8 protein-coding genes and 4 pseudogenes are annotated in these 15,169 nt (G+C 70.4%); 9 read left to right on the top strand and 3 right to left on the bottom strand.

Features of this window, described 5'->3' with window-relative positions; translation table 11 throughout:
• Positions 1-4,772: 4,772 nt before the first annotated feature.
• Together ACQEVM_RS33365 and ACQEVM_RS33370 are read left to right on the top strand one after the other, a co-directional pair.
• Positions 4,773-5,306 (top strand): hypothetical protein, encoded by a 534-nt coding sequence (locus ACQEVM_RS33365; protein ID WP_433085554.1) that lies wholly within the window; start codon positions 4,773-4,775, stop codon positions 5,304-5,306.
• Between the two features lie 1,480 nt (positions 5,307-6,786).
• Positions 6,787-7,062: a hypothetical protein gene (locus ACQEVM_RS33370; protein WP_433085556.1), complete on the top strand. Its 276-nt coding sequence runs from the start codon at positions 6,787-6,789 to the stop codon at positions 7,060-7,062.
• 1,496 nt (positions 7,063-8,558) lie between these two features.
• Here the strand turns inward: ACQEVM_RS33370 and ACQEVM_RS33375 are convergent.
• Positions 8,559-9,608 carry a hypothetical protein gene (locus tag ACQEVM_RS33375; protein WP_433085558.1) on the bottom strand — a complete coding sequence of 350 codons (1,050 nt, stop codon included), beginning with the start codon at positions 9,606-9,608 and terminating at the stop codon, positions 8,559-8,561.
• A gap of 162 nt (positions 9,609-9,770) precedes the next feature.
• Here ACQEVM_RS33375 and ACQEVM_RS33380 point away from each other — a divergent pair, with 162 nt between their 5' ends.
• From ACQEVM_RS33380 to ACQEVM_RS33410, 7 genes and pseudogenes are all read left to right on the top strand, one after another.
• The gene (locus ACQEVM_RS33380; protein ID WP_433085560.1) at positions 9,771-10,148 is read left to right on the top strand and encodes a hypothetical protein; all 378 of its coding nucleotides are present in this window, start codon (positions 9,771-9,773) and stop codon (positions 10,146-10,148) included.
• Between the two features lie 969 nt (positions 10,149-11,117).
• Positions 11,118-11,762 (top strand): annotated as a pseudogene (locus ACQEVM_RS33385) (HAD family hydrolase).
• 89 nt (positions 11,763-11,851) lie between these two features.
• Positions 11,852-11,926, top strand: a pseudogene (locus ACQEVM_RS33390) (hypothetical protein); the annotation flags it as partial.
• A gap of 136 nt (positions 11,927-12,062) precedes the next feature.
• Entirely contained in the window at positions 12,063-12,380 is a 318-nt protein-coding gene (locus tag ACQEVM_RS33395; protein ID WP_433086990.1) for a hypothetical protein, read from the top strand.
• Position 12,381: 1 nt separating this feature from the next.
• A pseudogene (locus ACQEVM_RS33400) lies at positions 12,382-13,071 on the top strand (RHS repeat-associated core domain-containing protein); the annotation flags it as partial.
• Positions 13,068-13,514, top strand: a complete 447-nt coding sequence (locus tag ACQEVM_RS33405) for a hypothetical protein (protein ID WP_433085562.1) — start codon at positions 13,068-13,070, stop codon at positions 13,512-13,514. The pseudogene ACQEVM_RS33400 and the gene ACQEVM_RS33405, both read left to right, overlap by 4 nt.
• 93 nt (positions 13,515-13,607) lie before the next feature.
• Positions 13,608-14,179 (top strand): annotated as a pseudogene (locus ACQEVM_RS33410) (histidine kinase dimerization/phosphoacceptor domain-containing protein); the annotation flags it as partial.
• 49 nt (positions 14,180-14,228) lie between these two features.
• On the opposite strand, the gene ACQEVM_RS33415 reads toward ACQEVM_RS33410, so the two are convergent.
• Both ACQEVM_RS33415 and ACQEVM_RS33420 read right to left on the bottom strand, forming a co-directional pair.
• Positions 14,229-14,663: a hypothetical protein gene (locus ACQEVM_RS33415; RefSeq protein ID WP_433085564.1), complete on the bottom strand. Its 435-nt coding sequence runs from the start codon at positions 14,661-14,663 to the stop codon at positions 14,229-14,231.
• Between the two features lie 53 nt (positions 14,664-14,716).
• Positions 14,717-15,076, bottom strand: coding sequence for a hypothetical protein (locus ACQEVM_RS33420; RefSeq protein ID WP_433085566.1), 360 nt, complete (start codon positions 15,074-15,076; stop codon positions 14,717-14,719).
• Positions 15,077-15,169 lie beyond the last annotated feature (93 nt).

Genomic DNA, 15,169 nt, shown 5'->3' on the forward strand with positions numbered 1-15,169 from the left:
CCGCCGACAGGGTCGGACCTCATCCTCGGGACCGGCCGAAGGCCGGTCGCGCGGCGTCGCAGATAGTGCTCTTGCAACGACCCGGGGTGGGTAGAGTGGTCACGGCGGACGGAATCTGATCGCCGACACCAACAAGGTCTGCGCCGCCGCACGAGCGCGACCTCGAGCCCGACGACCGAGACGCGTCGCCATCCCCTCGACCGGAACGCGTCAGCCGGCCTCACCGCGCCCGCGTGCTATCGCGATGGGGTGCGGCGTCCGGGCCGAGCTTCGCGGCCAGCAGATTGGCCTCGAACGGGGTCCGGCGCCACGCCGGTTTTCTTCGTCGCGGTGTAACCGTGGCCGCCGCACCGCTGAGCCTGTGGGCCCGTGCACTGCACCATCCCCGCTGCGTCGCGACACTCTTGCGCTTTCGCTCGCGGCGCGAGAGCTGCTGTGAGCAGCCGCGGTTCGGAATCGTTCGCGGACCAGGAGGACGCGCCCGCCGCGACGCGGTAGGTGGGAGCGTGCGGCCGGCGCCCGTGCACTTGGCGCGAAGCGAGTGGCGGGTTTTTGCCGCTCGCCTAGGCCCGGCGTCTCAGGTCGTTCGCGACCCGTGGCGCCGGGAGCGAGTGGGGGCGTGACTCGGGAGCACCAGTGACCGTGGGGGCCGGGCAACCGGCGGGCGTTCGGCCCGCCCTGGGCGCGGATCCAGAACGTCGCGATTCCCGCGCGCGCCGGGCGAAGCAGCGTCGCCGCACCTGCCGGGGCAGAGCATGACCCGAGCCTTCCGAGGAACCCACCCTCGCGAGCGTACGAAAAACGACGCATGCTCCTGGCGAGGGGAGAACCCCGCGGCGTGCGAGCCGAGCCAGGCCTCACGTCGAGCTGCTCCAGCGCCTCGCCTGTCCCGAGGTCCAGGTTCCCCCGGGGCACCCTCACCCCTCGCCGCTCTCTGAGGAAAGCGGCCCCATAGCCCGAAGGCGATCCGCCGCCCTCGAGCATCTGTACTCGCGGGCGGCGTCGTCCCCACGGTATCACCCATCAACGCTATGGTCCGCAGCGCCCATGATCCTGTTAAACAGACACGTCCACAACGCGCGACAGCACAACCTTCAGGACGGGAAACGCCGACCCCCGCTCCGCCCTTCAAAGCTCAGCAGAGAACACCCACTGTTGCCCGACTGAAGCCCAGCCTGCAAGCACCTCGGCCGCCCGCGTGGCCAGTCCGCTGAGCGCACCTCGACCTCGCGTTCCGAGTCGTCGTGATGGCATCCGACCGGTGCATCACTACGCGCCGCCGTTGGCACCGCAGAGGGTGCGGCCCACCCGCGAGCGCTCAACTAACCTCGCGCACCTCAAACCGTAGGAATCCTCTTCCGCCGGCGCACCGGGTCCCCCGGGTGCCCGAGGCACCTGCGGAATGCGAAGCTTTCGGTCAGAAAGTGGGCGGACACAGCGTAGCGCATGTCCCGCGCGGTGCGCTCAGCGCGCGCGGTCCGCCGGCACGGGAAGAGCGCGTGCTGCGAGCGCGAGGCCGCACTATCCATGGCCGCCGCCTACGTTTCCCGGCGCGCGGCCACATCAATAGCGGCGGAGCCGAGCGCTATGCCACCGAGGCCTGAGGGGCGCCTCGTAGTGGTCCGTGCCTCTCTCCGCGCCGCTATGGCACCCGAGAAATTCGCAGAGCGGTACAGGGTTGTGGCCAATGTGCCCCGAAATATCTATAGGCGTTGTTTGGGTCGCACCGTAAGGGCAATCACTCTGCCGCCGCCACGCGCGCGCCTCGTGACCCGGCCCGCGCCGCTGGACACCCCGTGGGGATCGTCTGGCGAGTGTCGTGAAACGACGGCGGCAGCCCCCTGGGGGGGCAATGGTGACTGCGGTTCCCGCGGCCCGCCCGAGGAGCCGGGGGACCACCGAACCGACCCTGCCGCCGAAGCGGCCCCGCTCTGAACGTATTCCTTCTACGCGCACACCCGTCTCTGGTGCGCGCACCCGCCGGGAACACGGAAGGATCGGTGCCTGTCCTTCCGGTTGCTCGGATGGGCCGCCGATTCACTACGGCGGGGCCCGCGCACGCCTTAGGACACCGCGGCACCGCGCCAACGCCGAATTGCTGTCGAGCCCGCCCGGCCTCTTCGTCGGCCCTGCGAACCGCCCCGCCCGTCGGCACCCTCGCGCCTCACGGCGCCGCGCGATTCGGTACTTGGCGGCACGTCTACGTCCACCGCCGAACCGCAGCGATAACTCGGCCCCGAGAACAGCGTCTTGGACTCTCCCACGCGTGGCGCCTAACCGCCGGCCCGGCGCGCCCCTACGTCCTGCGCCGCGCTCGCACTCAGGGGCGCAGTGCCACATCGCGAGTGTCAGACAGGCATACGTCCGGCGAACAAGCCCATTCCTCGCTGAGTTCTCGCAAGGCCCCTGTGTCCGCGCTTGCGGAGCACCGCGAGAGAAGCGGCGCGCGGACGGTCTTGGCTCGGGTCGCCGCACGATCCGCTGCAGCGCCGTGCCCGATCCTGCTGGATAGACCAAGCGCGGGTCGTGGCTACTGAGCGACAGTCTGCCTCCGGAGGGCCCGCGGAGCCTGGCCGGCGTCAGCATCCCGCAAGGCCGCCGTGCTCTCGACCAGGGCCCGAGGGTGCTCTCTCCGAGCGCTCTGCCATGCCCCTCGACGTCCGAGGACGTCCGCGGCATCGCCCAGGCCGCAGCGTCACAGCTTACGCTCGCCCGGCCGGCGCGCCCGGCCCCGCCGACCGAGACCCTATCTCCTCCTGCCTCCTGCGGTGACGTCGGCGCGGCTGGCGCAGCAGCTGCGGGACGGCGGGCACGAGTCCATCGTGTGGACCCTCACGGCCAACTCCTGCGCTTTCGGCGTCGCTATCCCCCGACCAAGGCGCCCCGAGCCGGTTCCGGCGGGCCGTTGCACCACCGAGTGGAGACGCTGAAAGCTGCGCCTGGGGCCGGGACTTGTGACAGCGAGAATCCGCACTCGAAGCGCAGCCCCCACCCTCGATCCCGCCGCCGGGCGCGGGGCGGCGTGCGGTGGGCGACGTTAGGCTCCCCCCTGTGTCGTGCCCTTTCCCGCGAGGCGCGCCACTCGTCCGAGCTGCCTTGCGTCCTTCGGCGGCCCGTCTTCCCACGCCGAAGCTGTGCGCGCAGGCGGAATAAACGTCGACGCGCGTCCGGCAGCGCGCGAAGCGCAGGTCGCACCAGAGGAAGGAGAAGTCACATGTGCGAGCGCTGGCGGCGGCCTCAGACCGTACCCTCCTGGGCGCCAGGGCCCGAGCGCCGACCCGATCCGACACCTTTGCCTTTCCTTTCCCCAATGTGGTATGCTAAAGGTTGCTCGTAATCGACAGCTGCGAACCCTGCCGAGACGCAGCGGGTGCGCAAACGTGGCAGCGGCGAAACCAGATCCTGTACTCGGCAAGTACTGGGTTCCTGCATAGCGAGCAGCGGACGTACCGCTAGTCCCAGCGCTAACACCAAGCCGGCCCCGTGTTCACCAGCCCGGCCGAATCTGCCTCCCCCTCCTGTACCGTCACCAGGCGCCCGGCCCCGCGCCCCGCCGCTGCCCGGCCCGCTCCAGCCTGCCGCTGCCCATGACGCCGCGGTGGCCCGTGGGCGCCACAGACGCCCTGCTGCCTGCTCGCCTGTGCCGACTAAGGGGCTGCCGCTCCTTCAGCCCAGATCGCGCGCGGTGCGGCGTCGCCTACTCGCGTGCGGAACCCGCGTCGACGCCGAGCCGCGACGCCTCGCCGAGCGTGTGCCGAGTTCAGACCGCGCGACGGACCCAGGTCGGGCGCGTCGCCGAGCCGTGACGGGTGTCCGGAGACGGCCGTCTCGAGTTTCACGCGGCCTGTCCCTAGGCTCCGCGCGGTCCACAACCATCAGGAGCCACTCGTAACCCCCGTCCAACGCCGCCAAGGCGACGCCGCAGCGGCAGTCGGTCAAGACGCCGTGCTACTCCCTGCACGTCGAAGTAGCACGTCCAGGCTGGCCTCTACCGCGCCCCCTCAACACCGCTCGGAGTTCCGCCTAGGCGGCCGCGGGCCCGTTCTCCAGGGAAGGAGCCCGCCGCAAACAGGCGACAGTGCCGCCTGTCAGTCACCGCGCAACGCCGAAGGCCCAGGCCGAAGGAAAGCCGCCTCCGCCAACGGCCACCCCCGCCCGCCCAGGCGCCCACGATACGGCCCAGGGCGAGCCCCCCGGTGCAGAAGGCGTCCGCGTCTTGCTGGTCGTGGCCGGAGCGAGACGCGCCAAGGCCGCGCCGGCCGAGGCGAAGCAGCCTCGGGCTACCGCGGACCGCTGCACCCGGCGGCGAGGCCGACCGCCATAGGGCCCAAGCGCGCCGTGGAGCGCGCCGGCGGTCAGCGTGGCTCCGATCCGTCGTCCCCAGCCGCCCGCGCACGCTGGGGAGAACAGGCCCCTCGCCGCCGAGCAGCGCGCCCAGTCCGAACGTAACGCCGCGGCCACAGGCCCGCACCTCCGCAGAGGCGTCGGGCGCCACCGCCGCCGAAGAGCGGGAACAGGCCGAGGCCGCCGAGGCTCCGCGCCGCACTCGCGCCGTTCTAACCGCCGAGACAGCCGAGCGGAACAAGCAGGCGAAGGCCTCGCGCGCCGCCGCGCTCGAAGCCGCCGCCGCTGCCAGCGAAGGGCACCACCCGACGCAGGCGAGGCCCGGCAAGCCGCGACCGCGGCCCGCGCCGCCGCCAACGATGCGACGGACGCGGCCGGTCGGGCCCGTGCGGCTGCGAACGACGCGTCGACGGCAGCGGTGAACGCTCGTGCCGCCGCCACTCGCTCCGCCGCGGCAGCCTCACGTTTCCCGCGCGGCGGCCGACGGAGCGTGGTCTGCCTACCAGACCACCAACGCGGCCGCTGCCACCGCCCACGCCGCCGCCGCCGAGGCCATCGACGCCGCGGCGAACGCCAAGGCCAACGCCCGCGCGGCGGAGGCCGAGGCCAAGAAGGCGCAGGCAGCGGCCATCAAGGCCCGCCAAGAGGCGACCGCAGCGAAAGCCGAGGCCGTGCAGACGGCGGAGTGGGCGGCCAAGACAGCCGGGTTCGCCTTCGCGGCCGGTCAGGCCGCCGCCGGCGCCCGCGACGCGGCCCGCGCCGTGAACGTCACCGCCAATGAGGCCATCGCGGTGGGCAGCCCGTACCGCGAGACTGAACGCCTCGGCCGCGTTCGCGGTCTTGGTGGCGCAGACCGCGAAGCCGCTGGCCGAGCAGCAGGCCGCCGCCGCGGAGGCCAAGGCGAAGGAGGCGGCGAAGGCCGCAGTCGAAGCCAAGGCGCTCGCCGACAAGGCCGCCGGTGACGCCAAGCTCGCGGCCCAAGCTGCCGCGGCTGCCGCGGGCGGACGCGGCCAAGGCAACTGGAATACGTGGCTGCGGCCCGTGCTTCGGCCGCCGAGGCGCAGAAGGCTGCGGACGCCGCCAAGCGGGCAGATGCCAAGGCGCAGGAAGTACGACGCCCAGGCCGGTGTCGACGCCATGCACGCCTCGTACGCCGCGTCCGACGCCGAGTCGCAGGCGTCCGCAGCCGACGGCGAAGGCCACCGCCGCCGAGCGCGACGCCGCCTCCGCCCGCTCCCGCGGCCTCCGCCGCCGAGCAAGAACGCCCGGCAGCGCTCGAAACACCGCCACCCAGGCGGAGAAGGACGCCACCGCGTCGGAGGGCGCGGCACCCGCGCCCACGAGAGCGCCACCGAAGCGGACAAGGCCGCCGACCGGACCGAAGCCGCCGAGCGCGAGGAGGAGCAGCGGGCCGCCCAGGCGCGCGTGGAGGCCAACGGCTCCGACGCCGGTGCCGACCTCACGGTCAACGAGGAAGAGCTGCTGCGTCGCGAGTGCGGCGAGGAGTGCGTCCAGGAATTCCGCACGGCGAAGGCTCTGACCGGTCAGGGTGTACTCGACTGGCTGGTCAAGAACGGCGGCGAAATCCTCCTGGAGGAGATCGGCTACCGAGACCTGGAGCGCTGTTTCACCCAGGGCGACATCGAGAGCTGGCCTGTGGACGCTGGCGAAGCTCGGTGCCCGTCTCGAAGGCCTTGTCCGGTGGGGAAAGGCGATCGTCCGGGTCGCCAGCGGCATCGGCGGCTTCCTGGAGAAGTCGGTCATTGCCAAGCGGACCCTGGACAAGTTCCGCAAGGATCGTCGACGACGCCAAGAAGGGCAAGGGCAACGCCTGCCCGGTCCAAGCCCAAGCTCGGCGCGGGAGCACGGGCGGCAGCGTTCGCCGCACCCGCAGGAGCCGGTAACCGCATCGGCAGCGACGGCGTACGCCACCACCGGGGGGACCACGACGGCCCAGTTGGCGTCGACGAGCCCGCAGTACCCGGGTGTCGGCACGATCGTGAACGAAGGTGGAGTGACCATCCAGATCTACTCCAACGACCACGCCCCGCCGCACGCGCATGTCAAGGGCAAGGGCGCGGAGGTCCGGATCGGCATGAAACGGCAAGCCGATCCTGGAGGACAAGCCGCCGACGAAGCTCCAGCAGGCTGTCATCGACAGCAACATCCGTACCATCAGGGAGAACATCCGAGCCGCCATGGAAAGGTTCAAGGCCAATGGCAAGTGCTGACGTGTCCCCGGAACTCCGGCCACGCCCTGCGGCAGCTTGAGGAACGGGTGGGCACGACCGTGTCCGACGTGACCGACGGACACGCGCGCTGGGAGCTGTACAGGGCCGCCCTCGCGTCCGATACGGCGCGGCCGGGCCTGCTGGCCGCGGTCACCGCAGAGGGCGGACGGCGCGCTCGGCGTCGGCCGTCGTCGGCGAAGCCCTGGAGCGAGTGCCCCGCGCCGACCGGGAGACCTGGGTCCAGGCCCTGGCCCCCTCGGTGCGCGCGTTCAGCGAACGCCGGGCACGCGAGCTGGGAATCCTCGAAGACCTCCGGGCCGGAGCGGAACCGCCGACACTCGGCGCCGAACTCGTCGACGGCTGGAGCGACTGGCTCCAGTTGCGGATCGGCGCCGAGGTCTCCGAGCCGTCAGTGCTAAGAGTGCTGGCCGAGTCGGGCCGGACGAAGCGCATTCGGCGGACCGCCACCGAGGCGCTCGCCGGCTGACGTCGAAGAAGTGAAGAAGTGAAGAGACGATGCCCTCCCCTCCCTCACGGGAGGGGAGGGCATCGTGATGTGCGGCTCCCTGGAATGTACGGGGTCGGTCGGGCTCGACCGGAGCCTCTCACCGCCGACTCCATGCACCCGGCACCTCGGGAAACAGTGGTACGGGGGTGGGTGCCGGGGGGAGAGAGGTGATTGCAGCCGTCGAAGCACGGGCCTTCGGCCACGGGGATGTGTCCGTCGACGAAGGACCGTCACGACTCGTGCACCGCCAGGTTGTGCCCACAGCGCACTTCGGGCAGGCCAGGGCCCCACCAATGTCAGGGAAGCGGCGCCGCCATTGCGCATCCGGCGCGAACACGTCCCCGGTGAGGCGGGATGTTGTTGCGGCACAGGCAGCAGCTGATGCGAAAGCACGATGGTCGTGGCGGGGGCTCCCCACAGGCTGGCGGGTGGGGCGGGCGACAGTCCGCCACCCGGCCGCCCCACCGGCACCGTTGAGGGATGAGCCGCAACGGCGAACACCGACACAGGCACTGCCTCAGGAGGTTCCGCTTGGTCACCGCCGTAACCACCGCGGCCCCCTGTGCCGGGTCAACGGGCACCGATGATCGCCAGGCAGGCGAGGGACCAGCATCACGGCCGTTCCGGCCGCCGTCACCGGCGCGGCCAGTACCGGGTGTCGGTGGACGACGTAGCCGAAGCCACCCGCCAGGAGCAGCGTCACGAGGACCAGGAAGCAGCAGCACGACCAGGATGAGGGAGGACATGTGGATCTTCCATTCGTCAGGCATATCCGGGGTCGGCATGCGGTTGATCGGATGGTGGTTCAGGCGGGGGTTAGCTCCACAACCCCGGCCAACCTGACGCGGAAAGAAGCCCCATTCAATGCTTCTGACCTGCGGAATTTGATGGCAGATCAGGCTTGAATGGGGCTTCGATCACAGGTATGGGGCGGGCCCGTGGCCCTCTCCCGCAGATGAGTTATGGGGTGGACACCCCGATTTGTTACGCGGGACTTCCCGCCAGTGGGGGCGCCAAGCTCCCCAGCGCCCGCTGAACGCTTCGGAGGACGCCTGAGGAAACCGGATACCCGCGCGGGCCCGGAGGGCCGTCACAGGCGAGCCGAGGCCTCCCGCGCCCCGGTTCTGTTCGCCAACAGGGTTATGGGGGGCAAGTCGCAAGATGTGACACCGAACCGCCCGGAACTTTCAGAGAGACCACCGAACAGCACCCCGACTCACAGACAGACCGACCGACAACCCCACGAACCTGAACCGCACACCCACACCGTCCAACGACCAGACCCGCAACCGCCCAGACCAGAAACCCGACGAACCGAACCATCCGGCAAACCGCCCAGACACAGACCGAAGAACCGAAGATCGAACGAACGAACCAAACCCAACAACCAAACCCAAACCCACATACAAGAAAGTCCGGCCAGTCACCGGCCGCGAATACCGGTTCTGACCAGGGACCGACACCGAGGGGGCGTTCTACCCGCTTCCCCCCGTGTCTCCCCCCATGGATCCCCCCTTGTCTCCCCCGATGTCTCCCCCTTGTTTCCCCCCCACGTGTACCGGGTCGTCAGCCGGCGCCGACGACCTGGAGTTCAACCGATCGCCAGGCTGGTGGAACTCGTCCGGGTGGCCGTCAGCGTCCCGGTCTGGCCCCGCGCCCTCCCACTGGATGTCCCAGGTGCTGGTGGCGTGACCGGGTAGCGGCCGCCCGGCGCCGTCGCGCTGGTGCGCATGTACGTGTGCCCGCACGTCGGGGACGGATCCTTGCCGAACCGCGGCTCGTACGGCGTCCCCGGGCCGGCGCACGGGACGGTGCTGCCGTCCCCCATCGACCACGCGATGGTGCGCACCCGGGCCGTCGCGGTGACCGTGACCGACCCTGCCGACGCCGACGCCGACGTCGGACCCGTGCGGGACGGACCCGGGTTGGACCACATCCACAACCGGCATCCCGACCAGCCCCGTGCCGTCCGGGCGCGGCACGATCCCGATGTCCGGCCCCTCCAGGAGCAGCTTCTCGACCGCTTGGTGCGCGAGGGCCTGGACGCCGCCGCCGCCACCGGCCGGTCCGGTCGCGGACCAGCGGATCCCGCCGCGGATTTCGTCACCGGCGCTGTTGGGGCAGGTCACCAGGTACAGCGATCCACCCGGATCCCCGGGCCTCCAACTGGCCGGGACGCCGGTGTCGAAGCCGGGCGGGAGTCCGCCGGCCGGGCCGGGCGTCTCCTTCCAGTAGCAGGAGTCCGCCGGGCTGAAGACGCCCATCTCGGGGGTGGAGCAGGGCACGGGTGTGCCGTCGATCGCGCAGGAGGGCTTGCCCGACCCGTCGCCGCCGGGCTTGCCCGGCCCCTGCCCAGGCTTGCCCAGTCCGGGCTTGCCCGGGTCCTGGGCTGTGATGTCGCAGTCCAACTCCCGAGGGGGACAGATGACTCCTCCGTCGTCCGCGAGAGCCGGCGCGGCGTGCGCGAGGAGCAGCCCGGCCGCCAGCGCGAGCGCGAGGCCGGTCGGGCGGGGGCGGGCCAGCACGTGCGGTCTCGCTCGATCGTGGACGTGTAGACCTGCCAAGGGCCCGTCTTGGTGCGCTGGGCGGTGGAGGTCACCACGTGGCGCCGCGGCGCCGACGGGGCCGTCACGGGCTTCCCCGAAGCCTTGTCGACCTTGTCGTAGGCGGAGGAGTCCACGCAGTCCGTGATCGACGCCCGCCAGGTGTCTCCACCCGTGTCGAGGGAGTCGACCCTCGGGGAGTGGACCGGGGCGCCCTTCATCACGGTGCCGCGTTGCTGGCACCAGTACAAGGTGGCCTTGATGTCGGTCAGCGCCTTGTCCGTCGCGTGCTTCTCCAGCTCCGGGTCCAACACCGCGTTCGCGTACGAGCGTGTCTCCGCCGCCGCCATCGCCGCGTACGCCGTCAGGACCGCCGTCTTCTCGGCCGCCTGCGGATCCACCGGCACCGCCGACGACGACGCCACCCGAAGACACCGCCGCGGCCGGCTTCCCGTCCGACGACGCCCCGCCACACCCGGCCGCCATCAGACAGAGCCCCACCCCAAGACCCGCAACCCCTAACCCCCGTACCCGCACCGCGCCTCCCACGTCCGTGATCATCACGACACGCCAGCGCCACCCACCCCCACAAACCCCCGACTTCCAGCCGCACCCCCACCACCCGACCCGTCAACCCCGAACCCTCCCCCACCCCACAACTAAGTCCGGCCAGTCACCGACCCGAAACCCAGGTCTGACCAGGGAGAACGAGCACAAGCCCAGCAGTCGTCTTCCCCCATCTATCCCCCCAACTGTCCCCCCATCTATCCCCGAACTCTCCCCCCAACTTTCCCCCCAACTGTTCCGAGCCCAGGGCCAACCGCCCCAGCACACGCCCTGAAGAACCGAACACCCCACGCCAGACCCCCCCCACACACAAGAAAGTCTGGCTAGTCACCGGCCGCGATACCCGGCCTGAACAGGGACGACGCCGAGGGAGCGCCGGACCCGACTCCCCCCATGTTCGACCCGATGTTTCGACCCCATGTCTGACCCCATGTGTACCGCCGGCGGGGGCCCGCCACCGTCCCGGAACGGGACGGCGAGACTGGACAGATGAACGAACGCCGCCAACTCGGCTCGGGCCCCCGCCCCGCCACACCCCCGGCACCACCGACCGCAGGGCCCGCCTCGCCGCCGAGCCCACCCCGACACCCCCGCCCACCGAGGCCGAGGCCGAGGCCGAGGCCGGGGCCGGGGCCGGGGCCGGGGCCGGGGCCGGGGCCGGCGAGCGCCCCGAGCAGCAGCTCGGCCGGCGCGCGCCCTCGGACCAGGCGCCACGACCGGCCGGTGAGTCACCGTTTCAGTCACCGGTGACTGAAACGGTGAGTTCAGCAACCGGTGACTGAGCCGGTGAGATCGCTCCCCAGAGCCGGTGACCAGGCCCTGTGACTGGGCATGCCAGGCTTCCCCACCACCTGTTACCCAACCAGCCCCATCGGGCGAGAGGGACCCCTGTTGTCAAGCGAGGGGCACCGTAGGGTGACGAGCATGATTCGGACTGTCGTGCTGGACATCGGCGAAACCTTGACCCGAGACGATCGCTTACTGGGCGGCCTGGGCCGACTGGCTCGGAAGCCCACGGCACACCCTGTCCGCTCTTGTCGGGGCCGTCGTCGTCGACGGCCGGGACAACCGCGGACGCTCTCCGGTTGCTCCGCCCGGGCCTTGATGTCACGGCCGAGTATGCCGCTCGGGAGGGCCGCTGGCCGCGGGGAGCAGCTCGACGAGAGCGACCTGTACGAGGATGTTCGCCCGGCACTGGCCGCGGTGCGGGCTGCCGGCGTGCGGGTCGTCGTCGCGGGCAATCAGTCGCCGAAGGCCGGCCGGCTGTTGCGGTCGCTCGATCTACCTGCGGATGTGGTCGCGGTGTCGGGCGATTGGGGTGTGTCGAAGCCGGCGGCTGCGTTCTTCGAGCGGGTGTTGGAGGTGTCTGGCGCGCCGGCGACGGAGACGCTGTATGTCGGCGACCACCCGGCCAACGACATCCATCCGGCCCGCGCCGCGGGGCTGCGCACGGCGCACCTTCGCCGCGGCCCGTGGGGGCACTGGTGGGCGGACGACTCGGAGGTACGTGCGGCCGCCGATTGGTCGATCGACTCTTTGCACGACCTCGTCGGTATCGTCAACGCGTAGCGTCAGAGGGTCACTTGCCCGGGCGGTACGGTTGTCGTATGGCCGACCACCCGGGGTATCGCATCGCGGCACGGCGCCAGTCCCGCCGCATGACGCAGCGCGATCTCGCTGCCGCCGCACACCTGTCTCTCGGCATGATCCGGCATATCGAGCAGGGCTCTCGCGCGCCGAGCCCGTCCGCGTTGGAGTCGATCGCCGCCGCCCTCGGCGTCGACCCAGCCCGCCTCTACCCAGGCTTCGCGGGCACCGCACGCCGAATGCACGCCACCCTGCCGTCGATCTCCGCCGCCATCGCGGGCTATGGCATCCGCCTCGACCCGCCGGACTCGGCACCGGGAAGAGCTGCGGCGCGAGGTCGAGGCCGCGGTGGCGCAGCGGCTGGCCGCCCAGTACGGGCTCATTGCGGGGACCGCGCCCGCCCTGCTCCGCGACACGCTCGCGCTGCTGCACTACTCGACCGGTGTGCAGCGACAGGACGCGGCCCGGCTCGTGGCGGCGGCGGCCCGCTGCGCGGACGCGGTCGCCTACAAGTACGGGGCGCATGATCTGTCGGCGCGCCTAATCGACGTCATGCGGTGGGCCGCGGTGGAGGCCGATGACGCGGCGCTCCGGGCGTGACCTGCACCCGCTCACTCAGGCCGAACGTATCCTCGGCACCACTGACGAGCGATTCTTCGCCGTAGTCACAGACCTCGTCGGCACTCCGCGCGAACTGGTGGACGAGTCGGGAGCCATCACCTGGCGCGCACGCTCCACCCTTTGGGGCTCCGTCACCTGGACACGCGACGCCGACGCCTACACCCCGCTCCGTTTCCCCGGCCAGTACTTTGACACCGAGTCAGGCCTCCATCACAACTACTTCCGCACCTACGACCCCGAAACCGCCCGCTACCTTTCCCCGGACCCGATCGGATTGGAGGGTGGCCCCAACCCGTATTGGTACGGGCCTAATCCCTGGGCATGGATCGACCCACTCGGTCTGGCGCTGTGCAGGGCCAAACCGAGAATGGAAGACGGGACATCGAGGTGGGGGTGGAAACACATCGACGAACGCCACGTCTCGGGGAGTCACTCGTCGGGGCATGGCGATCTGTTGCCTCCCACGACCACAAGAGCTCAGGTGGAGGCGGCTGCTGAGTACATTGCAGAGAAGGGAACTCGCGTCTCCGATCCCGACAACCGGATACAGACGTTGGAGAAACGTATGACCGTCAACGGAATGAGGGCGCGCTTCCGTCTGGTTGTGGACTCGGAGGACGGGAACAAAATCATCACCTTCTTCCCCGTAGGAAAGAGCTATACCCCATGATCGTAGAATTCACCGTCCGACCGAACCAAGGAGATCCGAGCGGATTCGACATGGGAGACATGCGCTGGTCAGGAGATTTGGGGGAAGCCGTCTCCACCGGAAAGAACCCCGACCAGGGAATGATGATCCACCTGTCCATCGCGCACGTCCTCGACTGCCTTCGCCCGGTACTCGAAGGTCACACGAAGAACGCTTCCTTCGTCGGAGTGGACACATCATTTCGACTTGCCTTCCACAGCGGAAAGAAGGGAATCATGATCTCCTCCCCCTCTGGACCTGTAGGGAGATTCGATCCCTCCGAGCTGGCAGGAGTCCTCCTGCTGGCTGCGGAAGATTTCTTGACCGAAAGTGTCAACACACTGCCTGCCTCCGACGCCGGGAAGCAGGATTACCTTCTCTCGTTGAGCAAGTTCCGGAAGATTGCCCTATCGCTTGTGACATGAGGGCGGCGCAGGAACGGCAGGGTGTTGCGCGCCAAAGGGGCGGTTTCGCGGGATGCGCGGCGGAAGGTGCCCTTCTACCGGCCCTCCAAGTGGATGATCCCAGGACACGCACCACCTCCGGCCCCTGCGGCGTCGTGCGCCGGCCGCCGCTTGCCGGCCAGGGGTTCCACGGCCGGGACGCGACCGGCTCTCGGTCCCACCTGGTCCACGGCTACGCTCCTTGGGTCGGGTGGGGCGCCCTTGAGCCCCCTCCGCGCTTCGGCCACGCCCTCGCCGCCCACCACTGCTCGGGGCACCGCCCGAACCGGCTCCGGCTACCTGTTCGCTCGCGTACTTCCTCGTCGGCCACATCGGCTACCGGCTCCCCGTCGGGCAGGCCCTCTCGCTCGCGGCTCTGGCCGGCCTGCTCTGCAGCGGCGTCCTGTACTTCCACCTCGGCCCCGGACACGAACTGCTGCCCTGGACCGTGGGCCTCACCGTCGCCGTCCCGGTCGTGGCCGGAATCCTGAGCCGCAGCAGGCAGCGCGCCGTGGAGGCGATGATCTCGTCCGCCGAATCCGCCGAACGGGCCGCCCGCGCCGAGGCCCGTACCTCCGTACTCATCGAGCGCGCCCGCCATCGCCCGGGACGTCCACGATGTGCTGGCGCACTCGTTGGCCGGCATCAAACATGCAGTGATGGTGGGCCCGTTCAGTTCCGAGCTCCCCGTAACGGTTACGGGGCGGTGGTGCCGACCCCGGCCTGAGGCGGGTTCGTGATGGCCGCGAAGAAGGTGCTGACCAGCTCTTCCGGCATCTGGTAGCCCTTGACCTTGCCGAAGCCGGGGCCCCGCGGGGCGAGGGGTGGCTGCATGCCCTCCGGCCACCATCCTTCGCGGACACCGCATTCGAGGGCTCTCTTGAGGGGGCCCGCATGGCCGCGCAGGTTCTTGCCGTCCAGGTCCTCGCGCAGCGTCTCGTCCGACACGAAGCCGTCCCTGACGGCGGCCTCTCGGAGTAGGCGCTGGGCTCTGTGCGGCACTGCCTGGTAGAAGCGGTGGGCTCGCTCCATCGTCCACTCGGTGTCGAGCTCGACGACAGCAGCGTGCTTCGCGAGGAGGTCGGCGCGGAACGCCTCGTTCGGCTCTTCGATGGTCACGGTGATGCGCATGGCTCAGGACTCCCGTTACAACAAACTTGGATAGACGTCTCACTGACGTGATGTCACCGTAGCGAGATCCTCGCTCCTCTGTGGCCCGCGCATGCATGGGGCTTCTCGGGCTCGTCCTGGACCAGCCGGGGGACGGGGCGATGAGCGCTCTGGCCGCGAAGTCCGCCCTCAAGGTTCTCGGTCACGGCCACAGCCGTCGCCTCCACCAGGCGGGTCCGCTCCGGATCGCTCCAGCGCGGGGCCTGCTCCACGGCGATCGGGGCGAGGAGATGCACATGTCCGGCGAGCCGGCGATGCCAGGCCGCGCACACCGTCCGTTCGGGAGTCCCATCCCGGGACGCCAGGACCTGGGAGATGGTCTCGCTGATCAGGGTCACATCGACCGGCAGGGTGGCGATGGTTGCCGTCGGCACGGGCCACGGTCACCTCGGGCACGTCCGGCCCTCGACGGGTACGGCTTCGGGGGGACACGGGCAGCACGGCAGCCTCCTCGCCAATCCGGGTGT

This window comes from Streptomyces sp. CA-243310 (genome assembly GCF_050936775.1).
Classification (GTDB): Bacteria; Actinomycetota; Actinomycetes; order Streptomycetales; family Streptomycetaceae; genus Streptomyces.

Coding starts and splice junctions, on each gene's coding strand:
- ACQEVM_RS33395 (WP_433086990.1), top strand. CDS start 12,063: ATGGCATCCGCCTCGACCCGCCGGACTCGGCACCGGGAAGAGCTGCGG.
- ACQEVM_RS33405 (WP_433085562.1), top strand. CDS start 13,068: ATGATCGTAGAATTCACCGTCCGACCGAACCAAGGAGATCCGAGCGGA.
- ACQEVM_RS33415 (WP_433085564.1), bottom strand. CDS start 14,663: ATGCGCATCACCGTGACCATCGAAGAGCCGAACGAGGCGTTCCGCGCC.